Consider the following 17,679-nt stretch of genomic DNA (forward strand, 5'->3'; position numbering starts at 1 on the left):
AAAACCCACAGGTGTTTAGCCTGTGGGATGTATGCGACTAACCCTGATTGAGAATATACTCACGAATAGTATCAGGAGATGCTTCACCTATTGAACAAACAAAATAACTATCAGAGCAGAAAGTATGTTCTTTCCAAAAATGTTTAAATAAGATTGACCTGTGTGGTGAACGCCAAATGTAATAAGTAGATTCTTGTTTTAACTTGCGAACAATAGAAGTAATTGAAACACGAGGGATATAACGAATAAGAAAATGGATGTGTTCTAAATCAGATTCAAACACTTCAATTTCAAAATCTGAATTAGAAGTAATGTTTAAGAGAAAAGAACGCATATCATCTTTTAACTGACCGACAAGTAACTTTTTACGATACTTGCAAACGAAGATTAAATGACACTTTAAGTAGTGTTTTAAAATAACTATTAAAGTCTAAAAAATTTGCCACTGTAGGAGTTATAGTGATATGGCACCGAATTTTGTAAAACTTAGGGATCCTATACTGATGAAATTAAAAAGGAGGGGGTATAATGTTTTACGCTCTACCAGTCCTCTTAGCAGTGAGAACCCAACTTGGTTCCGGATAAAATTGATTTACAAAAGTTTTTGGATTTGGATAGTTCAGCTTTAGCTGAATTATCAGTTCCTCTATATGAAATTCATTTTTTAGTAATAGATGATGCTTTAAATAATATTCGCAATGAAGATCTTTTTGTAGATGTTCTTTTAGAATAGTAAGAGCCTATTTAGTTAATAAGAGTTGCATTGTCAATATCAATTTAGACCTTTTACGCATTTAGCTCTTAATTTTTGTTTGTTTTTGAATTATAATCGAAATTGTAATAATAGATGATATTCAAAAAAAATGAGTATCTAGGTTTTTACGTGGGTTATTGATATAAATCCCTAAATTCGAGGTAAACAAAGTTGAACTAACTACAATCTAACAAAAACTATGAAACAAAGAACCATACGCAGGGGTAAAGCTTGGGTTTACTCAGGGGCATTAATTTTGGGTATTTTCTCATTTGAAAATGCTTTAGCACAAAGAGGTCAAAGACCTGCTCAAACATTAGATCCAATTGTTACAAAAATTGTGGAAGAAGTAAATAAAAATTCCCAATTGGAAGGATTAGCATTTGAGCTGCTTGATGTTGTTGGCCCTCGTTTAGTAGGTACTGCGGGTATGACTAATGCAAATAACTGGGCAGTAAAAAAGTTTGAAAGTTGGGGAATTCCAGCCAAGAATCAACAGTTTGGAGAATGGGAAGGTTGGGAGCGTGGGGTTTCACATATTGACATGGTGTATCCACGAATTAAAACTTTAGCCGGAACGCAGCTAGCATGGAGTCCAAGTACAAAAGGGAAGACTATCGAAGGGGAGGTTATTGCTCTACCGGAGATAAAGGACTCTTTAGATTTCCAGCGCTGGTTACCCAGTGTAAAAGGTAAATATGTAATGATTTCTATGCCTCAACCAACGGGTCGACCTGATCATGATTGGGAGAAATATGGTACTAAAGAATCAATTGCAAAGATGAATAAAGAGCGAGATTCTCTTTCTATAGTTTGGGCCAATAAGATTAGAGCAACAGGTTATAATGTAAATTCTATTCCTGGGATATTAGAAAATGCTGGAGCCGTAGGAATACTTACTAGTAATTGGTCAAAAGAATTCGGAGCAAATAAGATCTTTGGGGCACGTTCAAAAAAAGTTCCGACTTTAGATATTTCCCTTGAAGATTATGGGATATTATATCGTCTTGCTCAAGGAGGCATCAAACCTAAAATTGCAGTAAATACATCTTCTAAATCATTAGGACCTGTACCTTCGTTCAATACCATAGCTGAAATTAAGGGAACAGAAAAACCCGATGAATATGTTATTCTTTCTGCGCATTTGGATTCTTGGGAGGGAGGATCTGGCGCTACCGATAATGGTACAGGCACGCTGGCAATGATGGAAGCAGCACGCGTATTAAAGCAGATTCTACCAAATCCCAAACGTACAATTTTAATAGGGCTCTGGGGAAGTGAGGAGCAAGGTTTAAATGGTTCTCGATCATTTGTTCTAGATAATCCTGAAATTGTAGAAAAAACGCAAGCCGTATTTAACTTAGATAATGGAACAGGCCGTGTGGAGACAATCAATGGATCTGGATTTGTGCACGCATATGATTATGTAGGTAGATGGTTAAGTGCGGTTCCTCAGCAAATTACCAAAGACATAAAAACAGAATTCCCTGGTTCTCCAGGCGGCGGAGGCTCCGATCATGCTTCTTTTGTCGCTGCTGGCGTCCCAGCATTTATGCTCAGCTCACTATCCTGGGGATATTTCACCAGCACATGGCACACTAATTTAGATACTTACGACAAGTTAGTATTTGATGATTTGAAATGGAATGTGATCATTGCTGCAACTATGGCTTATAAAGCATCAGAGGAACCTGAGCTTGTAAATAGAGAAAGACGAGTGATGCCGGCGGGTCCTAATGGCACCCCTCAGCCTTGGCCAGCTATTAGACAGCCTCGCAGAACAGGTGTAGGATATTAATAGATTTTTGAATGATAAAAAAGTGGAGTAAATATATATTGTACTCCACTTTTTTTTGCCCAACTATCTTAAGAGTATTTCATCTAGATGGATATCTGTAAGAATCACTTGGTGTGCTATTATTCATTTGCGCGTGATAATCCTTAACAGTGGTTTGCTTATCTACATTTTCTTTGTTTTCCAAAATTAGTTTAGCAAGCGTTTCATTGTAGTTTTTTGTTAATCCCTCAGACTGATCATGCCGGTTATCCCTTAAGTTTTTTAGCTCTCTGAAAATAAGATAGGACAGTCCTCCATCTATTAATACTGAAAGAATTAATCTTTTTCGATCTGAGAGGATTCCCTGACTATCGGTAGCTGAATGTTGGAGCCTTGTGCCATCTTGTAATTCAATAAGCTTTCCTTTTCTAAAATCTTCTTGTTGTTGAGAGGACAAGGGTATGCCGTTTACTTCAATAATTTGGGGTAGCCGGCTTGGGTCATAGGAAACAAAATCTTTGGTCTGTTTGTCGTATTCGATGTTTATTGGAATGATTTGATCATCTCTGGTTTTATGTATTTTACTCATTACGTTCACTTCTCCAGAGATAAGGGCCTCGGTTTCCTCGTTGGTTAGTAAAGGGTGCTTTTGAGGCTTATTATAAATAGGGTGTATCTGGAGAGTAATGTTGTCTTTTTCATCGCGATATAAAGAAAGTTTTGCATCAAGTTTATCTATTTCAATGCCCTCGATCTGAATTTCTTTTAGACTGACCATATCAGTTCTTCGACCTGAGAGTAGTGACTCAATATCCTGAGGTCTTAATTTTAAGTCACCATCTTTATAAAGACCTAATTTTTCTAATTCCTGTAGAGGAAGGATTTCCATTTTACTTTTTGAGTTTTCCATGATTTTAAGGTTTGAGCGATGTTATCGTTTAATTGATATAATGTTAGTGTGTTCTTCTTTTGGCGATATGTGTTCTGAGTTTTGGTTAATATTAATGGGTATTACCTTGGTAGGTGATTTAGCAGAGATTAATGAATTATACAATACATCGGATTTAGAAAGAATGAAGTTATTTCCCGTTGAGAGATCCTCTACTTTAAAGCGACCTCTTTTAAGCAAACTATGGATTTTATAAGAAGAATTATTGTATTGAATTACATCTCCCATATTTAAGGTTGAATCCAATTTTCTATCCATAGCTTTAGCATTCTCATTTGCATGTCTTGATGAATTGATTTCTCTTTTAATGTCGAATGCCATTATATAGTTTAATATCTTTTCAGCATCAGCTGCTGCAGCGTGTATTTCATAAGGCTTATCTTTTAGGAGTTGAATCCAGCTCTCCACATAGGCTACATGTTGGGAAGGATCATGTCCTATTTTTAGTTCATGCCCTATTAACATCGAAGCTATTTCCGACCTTAATTCTTCGCGGGCATATGCACTTGTTCCATACTTGTTTATTATATCTCTATTAAGACGGTCCTTGTGTGATGTCCAGTGACTCATTTCATGTAGGATGGTGGCGTAATATTTATCCGCCGAATCAAACTGATTACGTTTAGGCATTATAATCTTATCGGTTGCTGAATTATAATAGGCTCTGTTTTCATTCGTATGAGATATATCAGCTTTGGACTCCTTTATAAGATTTTCAACCCTTTGCAAGCCTTCCCAGTTTGAACTTTTTATTTCTCTAATTTTCAATGGCTCGATACCATTTACTTGCTCAGCATTAAAAACCCATGCAGTGGTAATAATGGGTGTTTTAAGTTTTTGAAGCTCTTTGGAAGGTTTTCCATCTTGGGGGTTAATAATTCTGCCCTGCTCATCTCGGGGAGTTAAATAATCATGAGTTTTTACATATTGGATAAGCGTAGCTTTTTCTCCCTTTTTTATACTGTATCCTTTTGATTCTGCCTGTTTGAATGTTAACCATCGGGGATCATTTCTTTCGGCACTTAATAGGGATAATATGTTTATTCCTTTATAACGATTACCGGTGATAGCATTATAGGGGAGAATAAAAGATGCCCCATTACTATTCCAGGGCAGTTGCCAAGGTGCAGTTCCTTCTTCCAGCTTTTTAATGATCGTATTTGCTACTATTTCGTGTAGTGCTTTTGAATTTTTATTGCTCATCTTCGCCTCCTTCCATTAATTCAAATTCATTGAAATTATCGCAATATTCAACTCCATAGAGTAAAGCTTCTTCAGGGGTGAGTTCAACACTCTTGAGCGAGGCTAGTAAGGTTAGTTTTTCCAGTAGGCTTTTATAATGTTTATCCATGTTATTGGGTTTTTAAACGTGTTTTAATTGTGATTTTGTAGGGCTTTTAGAAATTTAAGGGGGTTGATAAAATAACCATTGATTTTTATAGCTAGGTGCAAATGTTCACCTGTTGCCAGGCCCGTATTTCCTGTAATACCTATATTCTCCCCAGCAGATACCATATCCTCAGCCATGACGTAGATGCGGCTTAGATGGGCATACCAAATTTCCAGAGCACCATGTTTGATGGCTATAAAATTGCCCAATTGTCTATTATAGCCAGCCTGCAATACCTGTCCATCTAGTATACTTTTTATAGTATCAGATTTAGATTTAAGATCTATACCACTATGGAATTTCTGTACACCAAGAATAGGATGAATACGTTTACCATAGGGGGAGGTTACGATGAGCTTAGGCAAAGGACTGCTGATTTTGAGCTGCTGTGCAAAATGAATTTTAGGTAGAAGTACAACAGATAGCCAAAAAGCGAGCAGTAAGGATTTAATACCTCTGCCGCAAAGGCAGAAATTTAATAATAAGTATATCATATTCTTTGAGTTTTTGTTTAAAGAGAATTCAAGAGATTAATTTGGGATAATCTGATCTACCATTTGGTTAACCTGCTGAATAATTTGGGAATAGTTCTCTAGCAGTATTTCTTCTTGCTTACCTCCAAAGTCATAGTAGGAAGGCATCTCTTTATAATTTGATTCCTCCACTTGCAGTTCAGTCATGTTTAGGTTTATTCTACAATTGATTGCTGTGGTTTGAAATGCCCCTGTAAATTTCTCTATTTTATCACGAGCAAGTATTCCTACCACTTCGCCCGCCGAGAGGGAAGCGATTTTTCCAGCTGGTATGAGCGAATCAAGTTTTTCATTTACCGAAATAGAAGTTTTGGATCTATCAATGCTTAAACTTTCACCTTGTTGCTTTACTTTTCCAAAAAGTTTCTCTAACCATTCCAATGTGTCTTTGCTACGCACCGCCCCGGATATAATATTCCCCATTATAGACATTATGGTGTCTGCAGCCTCTTTTCCATATTGCTGGCGAAGCATTGGGAGCTCTTGAATACCAAGCACTACGGCCGATAGATTGGACCTGGCTTGAGCGAGTAATACATCAATTTTATGGATGTATACACTTGGGGCTTCATCCACCACAAGGCCAACAGGAAGATTGCCCTTGGTATTGATAAGTTTGGTAACTCTGTTAAGGACAATGGATAGACAAGTTGAGTTTATACTCTGCGTGCTGGGGTCATTGGCCAGTACTAAAATGGAGGGACATTTTGGTGAAGAGATGTGAAGATCAAAATCATCCCCAGAAAAAACCCAAAATGTTTCCTTTGTAGCCATTCTGGAAATAAAAATCTTTAATGTTCCTACTTGTCCTTCTAATTGGTCGAAGGCTTTAGCTTTATATGCAGACATAAAGGGTGAAAGTAGTGAGGCAAGCTCACTATTACTGAACAGTACGGTGAAAATCTGATCATATGATAAATTTAAGAAAGCAAGTACATGCGGTAGGGAGGAGTATTTTCCTGCCTTATGCTTACTGAAAAAATATATACACGCCGCTAGAAAATTTATGGCAGACTGGGTAAAAAACTGATCGCTCCCAGCTGATTTATCGCCCTTCTTTAAGGCTTCCACTAGCGCTTCGGCAGTTTCTGAAGCATCAGCCAAGGTTTTTATATATTCACTTTTGAATGGGTTTACTCTACGGCTTTTATGAGGCTGATTAAGATTGATAACATGAAAATTATGATCATAACCCGCCCCAAGCATTTTAGAGTAATGATAATACGCTATTTTACCCAGATCTGGATATTTCAGATCATATAGGCACATGGTAAATGACTTATTTATCATCTGACGTATGATTGGCATTATCACACCAAAACTTTTTCCGCTACCTGGTACCCCGCAAACCAAAAGACCTCTAAATAAATTCTCCAGAGTGATATATCCTTGATTTACTTTTCTTTTATAATAAAAAAGCATAGGTATGTTGACCGAGTATGGGGAGATCGAAGCTTTTGTCTGCTGAGCAAAAGATTCCTGCTCGATATTCCAGCGGTCTTTTCCCAGGTTAGAATGGATAATTTTGGAGATGTTACTTAAAGCGACATGAAGAAGTAAGGTGCCGACTATACTGCATATAGCATAGATTATATCTATTGTTGGAAATCCAAAAAGGGAGCCTGTGCTATGAATTTTATAATATACCCAAATGGAAATGCTTAAGAGTAAGGTCCCGAAAATCAAAGGGTAAAGTATGTGTTTTTGAAGATTAAGGTCGACTTTCTTTTTTGATAAAGTTCCTATTGCAACTAAGGCTACAAGGCTAAGAGTAAATAATTTACTTGTAATTGGACTGGAATAAATGGGTAAGCTTAGAATTTTGTATGTAAGATTTATAACCAGTACATACTGGGGGGCAAGAAATTCTTTAGCAAATATAAACAAGTATATTTCCAGCAAAACAGAAAGATAAATTGCAAATTGAAGTAACCTATATAGACTTTTTTGTTCTTTAGTTTCTTCCATAATTTCTTTTATCTAGGATTGTAATATTATAAGAGCTGGATATACTTTATATGGTTTGGGCATTTAATATGTCTTTAAAATCGACCTTTACATCAATCATACGCCCGGAAATCTGCTTTTCGCTGAGGCTGATTTTAAGCACCTTGTTATTTGGAAAAATAACTTTTTTAATGACATAGATATTTCTTTGTTTGGATTTTATACTGCTGATTTCCTTGAATTTCCATATGGGTGTAATTTCGAGACTTTGAAAGTTGCTGGTTTTAAGTATTTTTTTATCCTCAATAAAAATTCTAAATTCATCTATGTCATAACTTAGTTTGGTGGCATTGGAGAAGCTGATATCCAAAAACATATAATCGCCTACTGAATAAATCTGATTTACAGAAACACTTATTCCAAAATCCTTCTTTTGTACTATGGGTTTGTAATTTCTTTTAGATAAGATATTTATTGAGATCTCTTTTTTATTCATCTCGGATAAAATATCACCAGAAGTATTTAAAGGCTGGCATAGCAAGGGATCGATTTCTATTAGTGATGGCAAATTTTCTTGAAATAAATCAAGATAACATAACCTGTACTGTGCAATAAAATCTTCTGCTACAATCGTTAGAGTACCTAATTCATTATCAGCAGGTTTTGTTCCTGTTGAATCATTTTGAAATTTTATTCGAAGCATATTTTCTAGCGGCAAATCTCCATGGACCTGATGAGTAGATATATCTACATATTTAATCGGTTGGGGCGAAAGAAAATGTACGGAGTTGTCCGAGTGGAGATATATTACAGGTAACTGCTGCATTAGTGTAAGTCCACTTGATGGTTTTTGACCGTATAGCTCAGTTAGAGATAGAAGGGATACTATTAGATAAAATATATATTTTATGTTTTTCATAGTGTTATAATTATGAGGGTGATAAATTTTATATAATGATTCGCGGTTAATAAATTTGGTTTGTGCTGGATAGAATTAAGGTGAGAACGAAATGGATTTTACCTTCCTGTATTCTTGGTGCTAGAGTCTATTAAATAGACATGTGTATTGTATTTTATTTTTGCTTTATTCTTTCTTATATGTTTATTGATGGCTGTGGTTGTCGATTGAAACATACGCTGAAGCGTGCTCATTAATAATTGCGCATTATTTTCTGCTTGTTGGTTGATATTAATTCCTTGCGCTGAGTTACTGCTAATCTCTCTGCCAAATTCTCTAAACTGAGATTCCGGGACATATAATCCAGCCTGTCCATCTTGGTCATATATTTCCAATTTTACAGGCAATATTTGGTCCTTATGCATTATTGAATATATTGTTAACTGGACTCTCTGAGCAGAAAACCCAGATACATTTGCATATAGAAAAGTACCTTTGTCAATTTTGTGTTCTGCTACTTTAAGATCTTCCACAAGACGTAGCCGGAGTCGCGAATCAGCATATGATGTTCTGTTTTCATCGATAATTGCCTTAATTAAGCTTATTTGCTCTCCGCTTTTTATGGTATTAAACACTTTTTCGTTGGTAATGAACTTTTGAACCTTTAGGCTGGCAGATTGTGCCTGCCCTGCTGGATTGGGTTGCTCTACAACTGCTTTATTTTCTTGCTCCATATATTGTGGATCATTGGCTTTAGCAAAACTATCGGCAAGGGCCATCTGCCTTCTAAAAAGATCTAAAGGATCTGTTTGTTTTATCTGATTATTTTCTATGGTAGCAGTACTGTTGTTATAAGTTAAATTATTAAGGATGTTCTGCAGCTCCATATCCTCTTTTTTTGTAGCGGATGTATTGCTTGGGTTGTAAGATAAATGTAGTGATGATAATGATTTTTCAATTGAATCTAATTTTTGCTTTTCCTTTTCATTATATAAATCATCAAACTTAAAATCCGCCTGCTGATCCTGCTGTATTTCACTTATTGCTGTATATCCATCTGCAGATTTGTATTGGTTTTTATAGGCCGCGAGCTTATCGGCAAGTTCACGTTTTTTTATTTCATCAGATACATCGGCAATACTTTCCTGCAAAGAGCCTGAATGCTCACCTTCAGTATTCTGCTTGAGCTGAAAGAAGTCGTTAAATACATAATAAAATATACATAAAAACGGAAGTGCAATTAAAGGGATAATATACCGTGGTTTTTTGAAATTAACTTTCATAATAATCTATTTGTGGGTTAGAGAATCGGGTATTTTAGGTTTGATGATGCTATTTTCAATTTGCTGCATTCTTTCAAAAACATATAATACCATCATACTATCTTGTTGAGTTAATGAATCTTTATTAACTATATTTTCTAGTATACTCTGCAGTTCCAGTATTTCTTTAGCTGCCCCTGCGGTGGAGGCTATGCTGCCAATTGAGGAGCTTACGCTGTTGATCATACTTGCTGAAGTTAGTGGAGTGTTCTGTTGTGGTATCTTAGGTAAATAAAAAAAGCATACTAAAGAGATTAGAATGCTTGTTATCATGAAAGAGTATATAGCTCTGGGGTAGTTAATGAGAATAGCTGATATTTTAATGCTTAAAATATTAATTTGATCGTCCCAGCGGTTATAGATCTCCTGCCAGAGCGTTGGTTTATCTACCTGGTTAGATGTTGTTTTTCTGAACATTGCTTATATCTTTATTTTCTATTGTTTTCCATTTCGTAATTAGCACGCCATGGCCATTGTTCTCGGTTCGTAGCTTCAAATCATGCAAGTAGCCCTCTGTGATAATTGTTCTAATCACTGTGGAGCTTCTTCTATCAATAGTTTGCTTACCGTAGTAACGGAAGTATTTTTTTTCTGGGTCTACATGTATAGAATCTGTTTGTATAGTTAGCACAGCGCTAGAGGATAATATAGAATTAAAGAATCCTTTTTCCCGTAAGTTGTTGTATTGTAATGCACCTGTTTCATCAATTAGATACATTGCTTTTTTCATTTGGTACTCTATGAATTTTTCATCGGGAGCAAGTGTGAAAAATAGCATGTGAAATAAATTCACATGGGTGCGGTATTCAAGAGGCCTATTAACGCTTAGATCAAGCTGATTTGCTTGGTAAGGCGTAGAATTCTGATCTAATATATATACTGATTTTCGTGCTTGGAGTATCTGCTTATAAGCCAGAATACTTACACCTAAAGAAATAATTATACAGACTATCATGCTGGAGATTGCAACCCAAGATGCTAATCTTATTTTGCTCTCAATATTTTTAATTATCATGCTCAAAGGATTTTGGAAGTTAAATTTTGGTTACTATTTTACTAGCAGCGCGTAATGCGGTAGAAGAATTTCTTGCCACTGTACTTACTGCTGAGGTAATACCACTTGTAGATACAATCCACGTACTGATGCTAGGCACTGTTAACATGGTTAGGCCCCCTATTAAAAACGAGATGATAACAATCCCGAAACTTAATATACCATTGGAGGCAAACCAGCCCATTTTCTCTAAGGTATTCTCTGCGTTGGACAGAAGCTGTTCATAGCGGGTAATTTCAGCTTCTAGGGCATATTGTTGAAATAAACCTGATATATGCATTACTAGGTAAGCAATCCCGGAGTAAAGGTTTACACTAACAAAGCGGGCTATCCAACTGGCAAAAGAATCTCTAAAAGCCGGCAATATACTTGTGGAAACTGAAAACGGTCCTAGTATGATTAGAATTGTAGAATAAATAATTTGAATCATAAAAATTATATAAACACAAATTCTTAAAACCCACAGAGCGAGCGTTTCTAGAGTATAGGTTAGTAGTAACTGTAAGTTCACCTGCATTCTGTTTTTAAGCTGCGTTACAGTATTCCAGACATTAGTAAATCCTTCTTTTACAGTGGAGGTGACAGACTCCCAAGCTTTAGCATACCATGAGTCGGCCTCTTTTTGAGCCACTTCGGTTTCTGCCTGAATAGTTGTTAGCTGGTCGGCAATTTTAATCATTAAATCTGCTCGCTTTATTCGTAATGCATTAATCTGCATTTGACCATTATCAAATAAGGACTCGGTTTTAGCAGCCACAATATCAGTAGGGTATGATATAACTTTGGTAAAGGCGCTCCACCAAATGATGACCATTACTAAAGCGAAAGGGCGCAAGAGAGGCATTATTTCTAGCTTCTTATCTCCAGCCATCATTTCATAGGATCGCATACCGAAGGATATTAGCATAAATATAGCTGCTAATGCTTGGGCATCAGCAATAAACACGTCAAAATGCGTCCACATGGTGTTTTTCATGCCTTGCAAGAAGTGCATCACACCTTGTTCGTAAAGGCCATCTCCCTGCAAAAAATTAAAAGTATCTTTAAAGGATTCTGGAACGTTTGAGCTTAATAAAATGAGGTTATTATCAAAATGACCTAGTAAATCAAAAGTATTCATAGCAGTAAGAGATTATTTGGCGTACGCGCGCGTTAAAATTTTGTTGGCTATTTCTATATCGGTCTGAGATTTGGGAATTTCTGGAAGTTTGAAACTTATGGAAGTATCACTCACCTGTATCTTTTTCTTGAGCATTAGGTATTTTGCCTGATACTGAACTTTTGCTTTCCAGTTATTCTCCAGCAAGCGGAATTCTTCTAGGATGCGGTGATAGCCTAGAATTCTGCTTCCTCTATCAAGATATGTTTCTCTTGTTGCCGAAAGTCTTTGCTGCAGACTTTTATACTCTTGTAAATACCAGTTAACAACCCCTTTGTCTAGTAAACTGTTTTTTAAGTCCGCAGGAAGATCTTTTAGTGGATCAGTTTGCTGCTGCAAAAGTGGAGCCAGCTCATTTTTATAATATATGTTCCAAAGTGGATCTATAGAAGTCGCTTGAGGGGCGTAGTTATATATTTGAGTAAGCGCTGTAGATGACAGTGTATCAGTATGAAGTTTATAATTATCTGTAGATTCCTTCATTGCCAATAGCATACCCATACGTAAAGTCTGTGGGCCACCAGCAGCTAGTGGACGTCTATCGGTTTTGGGATAATTGGGATGTAGACCCCATGTTATCCAGTATTGAGGATTTAAACTTAAAAAGCCTTTTTTCGGGGTAAATTTATTTTTATCCCATTGTTTAAATACCATTCTTTCTTGTTGATAAACAATATTCTTATCATTTATTTTTAATACACCCTGCCCTTTGAGCATTTGAGAGTATAATAATATGGGGAATAGTATTAGATATAATACTTTGGATTTTAGCATAATTTTAGATTTTGGGGTGATTTAATAGGGAGATAATAGGATTACTTTAGCAGGTAATAGTATCTGAGTATTTCATCTGCTTTTTGCTTATCCATATTTATGAAGCTCGCATAAGGATTTACGGATTTGATAATACCGTTTATTTTAGCCCAGTAGATAGCTCTGTGCATAGAAAACACTAATGCTCTTATTACTTTAAGCTCTAGCGTTATCTTATTAAGTAAATAATCTCGTTTTTGGTAATCCATAAGAATGTTTGCTCCTTCCTTTAATACGAACTCCGAGACCTCTAGAGCCAGTTTAACACTTCTGTCCTTAAAATTCTTGGAAGCTTGTTCGGCAAAAAGCAGGAGATAGGGCTCTTTTGATGCTTGCTGTAACAGCTCAGCGCTTTCTTTATAGATCTCTTCTACTAATCTAGCTATACCTATTACTTGAATAGAGGATTTCAAACTCTCATCAATATGGGTTAAAGACTGGTGAATTATATTTTTCACCAATACAACCGCGCTTAAATTTGTATTGATATTCTCTACCTGAGTATTTATTTGGCTTAATAGGGATTTATGATAACTTTCTGCTGATAAGCGTACGGCGGCATTTTCATTAATAACACGCAAGTGATTAGCATCATGAATTACCGTAACTCCACTTTGAGCCTCAAGTTTTTTTACGGCGGTGAGCAATAAAATAATCAAAATTGGTATTTTCATGGTGCGAGGATTTTTATTTTAGATAGGATACTTTCTACTATACGTTTATCTTGATTTACGAAATCAGAAAATGCCCCTTGCTCTTTAACCTTGTTAATCACACTGGAGTAATACATGGAATTGGCTAGCGTTCTGGATATGGTTAATATAATTCTCAGCTCAGTAATTACATGGGCATATAATATTCTCCGATCACTTTGCTTCATCTGATTTATTTCGCCCAGGCTAAGCATTAGTCCCAGAATATATTTTGCTAACTGTTGAGCTCTTGTAATTAGTTCGCTCTGAGCATTTAAAGCGAGTAGTATCTTGCTTGGGTCATCTTGCACATGCTGCAGTATTCTAGTCTGTTCCTGTATAATTTGGTCTACAAGCTCAGAGGATTCTAAAGAAGTGCTTAGGGTAAGTAGCACAGTTCCTAAAACCCCAAACCGCTGAGTAATCTCTCTATAGCGGCTTTTTAAAGAAGACGTTTGCTGACTGTTTACTTGCTGGTTTGTTGTGGTTATAGCCTGTGAGTTGCGAAGAGTTTGCTGTTTATCATACTCTTGTTTACTATGTTCTACCAGTTGATGTAGAAGTTCAACATTCAGTTGTGCTTTTAATGGATTTTTCAGACAAAGGCTAAAGGTGAAAATAAGCACAATAGTTTTCATTTCTTAACAAGTCTAGAGTTCCTAATTATATCATCGGCTATACTTTTGTCTATATTAATAAAAGTGCTATAAGGGTTTAAAGATTGTAGTATGCCACGTTGCTGTGCCCAAAACATGCTTCTTTGCATTCCGAATGCTATACCTCGAAGAATATTTAATTCTATACGTATAAAGTTTAACAGTTTGGCACGTTCTCCGGCATCTAGCAGATTATCTTTACCCCCTTTAAGAACAAAGGTTCCTACTTCTAAAGATAAATTAGTAGCCCTAGTTTTAAATTCCCGGGCTCCCTGTTCGGCAAAAAGAAGTAATATGGGGTTTGTTTTTGCAATTAGTAATGCCTTGTTTACATTTTCAACAATGTCTATAGATACTTCACTGATATCTTTTACCGCCAGTAGCGATCGCATCACGGCTGACACTTCTGTAAGTCCTCTATAAATTTGATTTTGCAATTCATTTGCAATGGTGAGCTGGCCGGTTATAGCAAGCTGCCCTCGTTGAATCAATGTAAGATTATTGTTTACATCACTTAATTGATTGTTTATTACACCTGCATGTGTGGCTGTTGCGGCGGCAACAGTAGGATCAATATAAATTTGGGCATTGGCAAATGTAATACTCAGAGTCATTATTAAAATGGTTAGTGTTTTCATAATGAATGTTCTAGGGTTTATGTTTGTGAGATTAGTAATGGTTCACCACGTAAGTTTACCTCACTTACAAAATCATTAAGACTCATCTTCGAGCTATTGAAGTCTTCTACCAGGCGACTTAGAGCTAATGGATATGTATTATAATGGCAAACGTATATTTCAACAGCATTTTTCTCAGGTTTTTCTGTTGTAAAGGCCATATGGTGAAATAGGCTTACCTCTACTCCATAAACTTCTCCCGAGTTTCCTCTTCTGATATAGAATTCATTGAATCGTGATCGATTTTGCTTGTTGTCAAGTTTATTTATTGTGCTAATTTTTAGCTGTTCAATAGGACTTATATTTAGAAGCTCTGCGACTTTTTTTAAATCGGCCTCTTTTTGCTGCAAAAGTATTACTGTATCCGAGTTATTGATGATACTATCTTTAATAATAGGGTTTCCGATAATATCATTTATTTCTTGAGTCACCTCGATTATTTCTCCATAAAACTTGCGCACTGTTTTATTTAAATACAAAAGGAAATTAGCCATAATAGGTGAGGAGATTGCTCTCCAAGCTTCCTCTAGGATTAACGTCTTTCTTCTGTTTTTTCTGTGTCTCATCTTTTGGATAAACATATCCATGATAATAAGGGTGACTATAGGCAGAAGGATTTTGTTGGATTGAATATTGTCGATTTCATATACTACAAACTGCTCATCGAAAAGTGATTTGTCAGCAGGTTCGTTTAATATCTGCTCATATTCACCTCTCTTATAAAACTTCTTTAATACAAAACAGAATTCATCCACATCAAAGGGTATGTTTTCCTCTTTCATAACCTGAGGTATGTGGTTCTTAGCAAAAGTATAAAAGCTGTTAAAATTAAGTTCTGAAACTTCCTTTGCTTGGTTATTAGAGAAATAGATTATATAGTAGTCTGAAATTGTTTTTGCAATTACATCACGCTCTAAGGTAGTTGTTTCACCCTCAGATCCTTTCCATAGAAGACATATTAGGGTTATTAAAAAATCCTTTTTCTCAATATTATATTCTTCTTTTGTGATAGCAAAGGGATTCATAGTTATGGGTTTGTGATCACTATATGTTATGTATTTACCATTGTATGTGCTGCACAACCCCGAGTAGGAATGCCCAACATCAACAATTACAACATCCATATTATATTGTAAATATTGCTGCACAATAGCATTGATAGCATAACTTTTCCCTGTACCAGAGGAGCCTAATACAAAACGGTTGCGATTTTTTATCCTTCCACTTTGCATGGGTAAGTCCGATGGATCAATCGCTACGGGTATACCCTGCCTATCGGTAAAATAAAGTAAAAAGTCAGATGGTTCATCTGTAAGTAAGCGCTCTTTGAAAAATAAGCATAGAGCAGCTTCGCAGGTTGTAAGAAACCAATCGAATTTTTTAAGCTCTATTGCATTTGCCGGAAGAGCAGCACGAAAGAGTTCTAGTTGATTAAAAGCATTGCGTGAGGCTATGATGCCTTGTTGAAACAGCGCAGATTCTATATAATTGGTTGCCTTATCAATATTTCTGGAATCCGTAGCTATCAAAATGCAGCAATGGGTATGGACCAAAAGTTGGTTTTCACGTGCAACATCTACTAGAAGACGGTCTATATCTTCCACACATAAAGTGTTTGCAGGATCTGGAATTCCGGCGTGCCTATTTCTTTTCACTTCCAATTTGCTTACAAGCTGCCTTTGAGCGGGTATTTCGATTAATTGATTGTAAACAATGAGCTGGTAGTCGGGCACATTATATAGAAAGAAGAAATTATCAATAGGGAAATTCTGAACTCCAGCATCATTTCGTATGCTATAGGGGCTAACCATTTCTGGAAGATCTATACTTTCCGTGTTTATTAACGTGATGGCCCTTACTGCTTTACTCCCCATTATTAATTCAGAGTTTTGAGGTCGAATGTTATCTAAAGAAATATGTTCATCTTTAAAATTCATCGACATAATCTTTTTAACATAACCATCTATTTCGGCTTTTTTCAGTATTCTTGGCTTAAGACCTGCCTGAAGAAATAAGTCATAGATTTTCTGAATGTTAATAACAAAAGCTGAAAGCTGTGTGGAATCATAGGAGTAGAAGGCCCCTTTTTTAACCTGTCTTGAGATAGTTAAATAGGTTTGTATTTCAGTATACTGTCTGCCTGAGAAATGCTCTTGATATTTCTGCTCTAGAAATTCTTGTTTTTGTGTGGATTTATACTCTTTGCGAATAAAGATATCTTGCTTTTGCAGGATATGACCCTCGCCCAGTATCTTAACAACATTTAATAAAACCTGATGATACTGTACATAAAGTTCCCTATCTGCAGAGTATTGCATTACTGGATTACTAATATTCAATATTGCCGAATAATCACCATGAACGTTGTAAAGAATATCCATGCCCTGGTAATGGTCTATTCCAACATAGGGTATGTCAAATAGGTTCTTGTTTTCTTTTCTCATAGTATATTGATAATTTAGTTTGATGGACAAATATGCCGGAATAGATATTCCTTTTGTAAAGCCCTTTATTTTGTTTATAAAGAATAAAAGCAATACAGCTACCCATAGAGGCAAGCGCGCTAAGTCCCGCAGTAATCATGTTTGTTAATGCGGCCGCTACTGCCCCCACTAATAATCCTAAGATTAAAGAACCTAAAGCCCAATAAATGTATTTACCTTTAAAACCTTTATAAGTAAGGGGCTTTTGGAGCCCCTTGTATATAGGATAACTTTTAGGTGTCATACGCCAAAAAAAGCTTTTATTACCACACTCACTAGTACAAGAAATAAGCAGGAACCTCCCCAGCTCATTAACTCTTTGTTTATATCCTGATCCCCGCTATTCCATTTGATATATACGCGAATTCCCCCAATAAGTCCTACAACAGCACCTATGGCTAAAATTAAAGTAGAGATGGGGTCTACATACCCTTTTAGTGAGGATGTTGCAGCATTAATTCCCACAGTTCCGCCTTGGCCATATAAAAGGTTTACCGAAAAAATGGCTATTAGGGATGCTGAAAATAGTTTTTTAAAATGTTGTTGTTTCATGATGTTGTTTAGTTAGTTGTTGT

19 protein-coding genes are annotated in these 17,679 nt (G+C 36.1%); 1 reads left to right on the forward strand and 18 read right to left on the reverse strand.

What is annotated here, in order from left to right; translation table 11 throughout:
- Positions 1 to 37: 37 nt before the first annotated feature.
- A complete protein-coding gene (gene tnpA / locus G5B32_RS09555; protein WP_165291349.1) occupies positions 38 to 424 on the reverse strand; it encodes an IS200/IS605 family transposase in 387 nt (128 codons plus the stop codon).
- A gap of 529 nt (positions 425 to 953) precedes the next feature.
- On the opposite strand from tnpA, the gene G5B32_RS09560 reads away from it, so the two are divergent.
- On the forward strand, positions 954 to 2,552 hold the full coding sequence (locus tag G5B32_RS09560) for a M20/M25/M40 family metallo-hydrolase (protein WP_165291318.1): 1,599 nt from the start codon (positions 954 to 956) through the stop codon (positions 2,550 to 2,552).
- A gap of 79 nt (positions 2,553 to 2,631) precedes the next feature.
- Here G5B32_RS09560 and G5B32_RS09565 read toward each other — a convergent pair whose 3' ends face one another.
- From G5B32_RS09565 to G5B32_RS09645, 17 genes are all read right to left on the reverse strand, one after another.
- A complete protein-coding gene (locus tag G5B32_RS09565; RefSeq protein WP_165291319.1) occupies positions 2,632 to 3,441 on the reverse strand; it encodes a DUF4099 domain-containing protein in 810 nt (269 codons plus the stop codon).
- 21 nt (positions 3,442 to 3,462) lie between these two features.
- The gene (locus tag G5B32_RS09570; RefSeq protein WP_165291320.1) at positions 3,463 to 4,683 is read right to left on the reverse strand and encodes an ArdC family protein; all 1,221 of its coding nucleotides are present in this window, start codon (positions 4,681 to 4,683) and stop codon (positions 3,463 to 3,465) included.
- Positions 4,673 to 4,831, reverse strand: coding sequence for a hypothetical protein (locus G5B32_RS09575; RefSeq protein WP_165291321.1), 159 nt, complete (start codon positions 4,829 to 4,831; stop codon positions 4,673 to 4,675). Before G5B32_RS09575 ends, G5B32_RS09570 begins: the two co-directional genes overlap by 11 nt.
- Before the next feature lie 23 nt (positions 4,832 to 4,854).
- Positions 4,855 to 5,364, reverse strand: coding sequence for a M23 family metallopeptidase (locus tag G5B32_RS09580; RefSeq protein ID WP_165291322.1), 510 nt, complete (start codon positions 5,362 to 5,364; stop codon positions 4,855 to 4,857).
- 36 nt (positions 5,365 to 5,400) lie between these two features.
- Complete coding sequence (locus tag G5B32_RS09585) at positions 5,401 to 7,371, reverse strand: type IV secretion system DNA-binding domain-containing protein (protein ID WP_165291323.1); 1,971 nt, start codon at positions 7,369 to 7,371, stop codon at positions 5,401 to 5,403.
- Between the two features lie 46 nt (positions 7,372 to 7,417).
- A complete protein-coding gene (gene traN / locus G5B32_RS09590) occupies positions 7,418 to 8,269 on the reverse strand; it encodes a conjugative transposon protein TraN (protein WP_165291324.1) in 852 nt (283 codons plus the stop codon).
- 98 nt (positions 8,270 to 8,367) lie between these two features.
- The gene (locus G5B32_RS09595; protein ID WP_165291325.1) at positions 8,368 to 9,531 is read right to left on the reverse strand and encodes a conjugative transposon protein TraM; all 1,164 of its coding nucleotides are present in this window, start codon (positions 9,529 to 9,531) and stop codon (positions 8,368 to 8,370) included.
- Positions 9,532 to 9,537: 6 nt separating this feature from the next.
- Positions 9,538 to 9,987 (reverse strand): hypothetical protein, encoded by a 450-nt coding sequence (locus tag G5B32_RS09600; RefSeq protein WP_165291326.1) that lies wholly within the window; start codon positions 9,985 to 9,987, stop codon positions 9,538 to 9,540.
- Positions 9,965 to 10,585 carry a conjugative transposon protein TraK gene (traK, locus tag G5B32_RS09605; protein ID WP_206366863.1) on the reverse strand — a complete coding sequence of 207 codons (621 nt, stop codon included), beginning with the start codon at positions 10,583 to 10,585 and terminating at the stop codon, positions 9,965 to 9,967. The genes G5B32_RS09600 and traK overlap by 23 nt, the downstream gene beginning before the upstream one ends.
- Positions 10,586 to 10,604: 19 nt before the next feature.
- On the reverse strand, positions 10,605 to 11,744 hold the full coding sequence (locus tag G5B32_RS09610) for a plasmid transfer protein (protein ID WP_240899041.1): 1,140 nt from the start codon (positions 11,742 to 11,744) through the stop codon (positions 10,605 to 10,607).
- A gap of 12 nt (positions 11,745 to 11,756) precedes the next feature.
- On the reverse strand, positions 11,757 to 12,500 hold the full coding sequence (locus G5B32_RS09615) for a hypothetical protein (protein WP_165291327.1): 744 nt from the start codon (positions 12,498 to 12,500) through the stop codon (positions 11,757 to 11,759).
- A 98-nt stretch (positions 12,501 to 12,598) separates the two neighbouring features.
- Complete coding sequence (locus G5B32_RS09620) at positions 12,599 to 13,270, reverse strand: hypothetical protein (RefSeq protein WP_165291328.1); 672 nt, start codon at positions 13,268 to 13,270, stop codon at positions 12,599 to 12,601.
- Positions 13,267 to 13,926: a hypothetical protein gene (locus G5B32_RS09625; RefSeq protein ID WP_165291329.1), complete on the reverse strand. Its 660-nt coding sequence runs from the start codon at positions 13,924 to 13,926 to the stop codon at positions 13,267 to 13,269. The genes G5B32_RS09620 and G5B32_RS09625 overlap by 4 nt, the downstream gene beginning before the upstream one ends.
- A complete protein-coding gene (locus tag G5B32_RS09630; RefSeq protein ID WP_165291330.1) occupies positions 13,923 to 14,582 on the reverse strand; it encodes a hypothetical protein in 660 nt (219 codons plus the stop codon). Before G5B32_RS09630 ends, G5B32_RS09625 begins: the two co-directional genes overlap by 4 nt.
- 17 nt (positions 14,583 to 14,599) lie before the next feature.
- Complete coding sequence (locus G5B32_RS09635; RefSeq protein WP_165291331.1) at positions 14,600 to 17,065, reverse strand: TraG family conjugative transposon ATPase; 2,466 nt, start codon at positions 17,063 to 17,065, stop codon at positions 14,600 to 14,602.
- Complete coding sequence (locus G5B32_RS09640; protein ID WP_165291332.1) at positions 17,037 to 17,348, reverse strand: DUF4133 domain-containing protein; 312 nt, start codon at positions 17,346 to 17,348, stop codon at positions 17,037 to 17,039. Before G5B32_RS09640 ends, G5B32_RS09635 begins: the two co-directional genes overlap by 29 nt.
- Entirely contained in the window at positions 17,345 to 17,656 is a 312-nt protein-coding gene (locus G5B32_RS09645; RefSeq protein WP_165291333.1) for a DUF4134 domain-containing protein, read from the reverse strand. Before G5B32_RS09645 ends, G5B32_RS09640 begins: the two co-directional genes overlap by 4 nt.
- Between the last annotated feature and the right edge of the window lie 23 nt (positions 17,657 to 17,679).

The organism is Sphingobacterium sp. SGL-16, assembly GCF_011043515.1.
In the GTDB taxonomy this organism is placed as follows: Bacteria; Bacteroidota; Bacteroidia; order Sphingobacteriales; family Sphingobacteriaceae; genus Sphingobacterium; species Sphingobacterium litopenaei.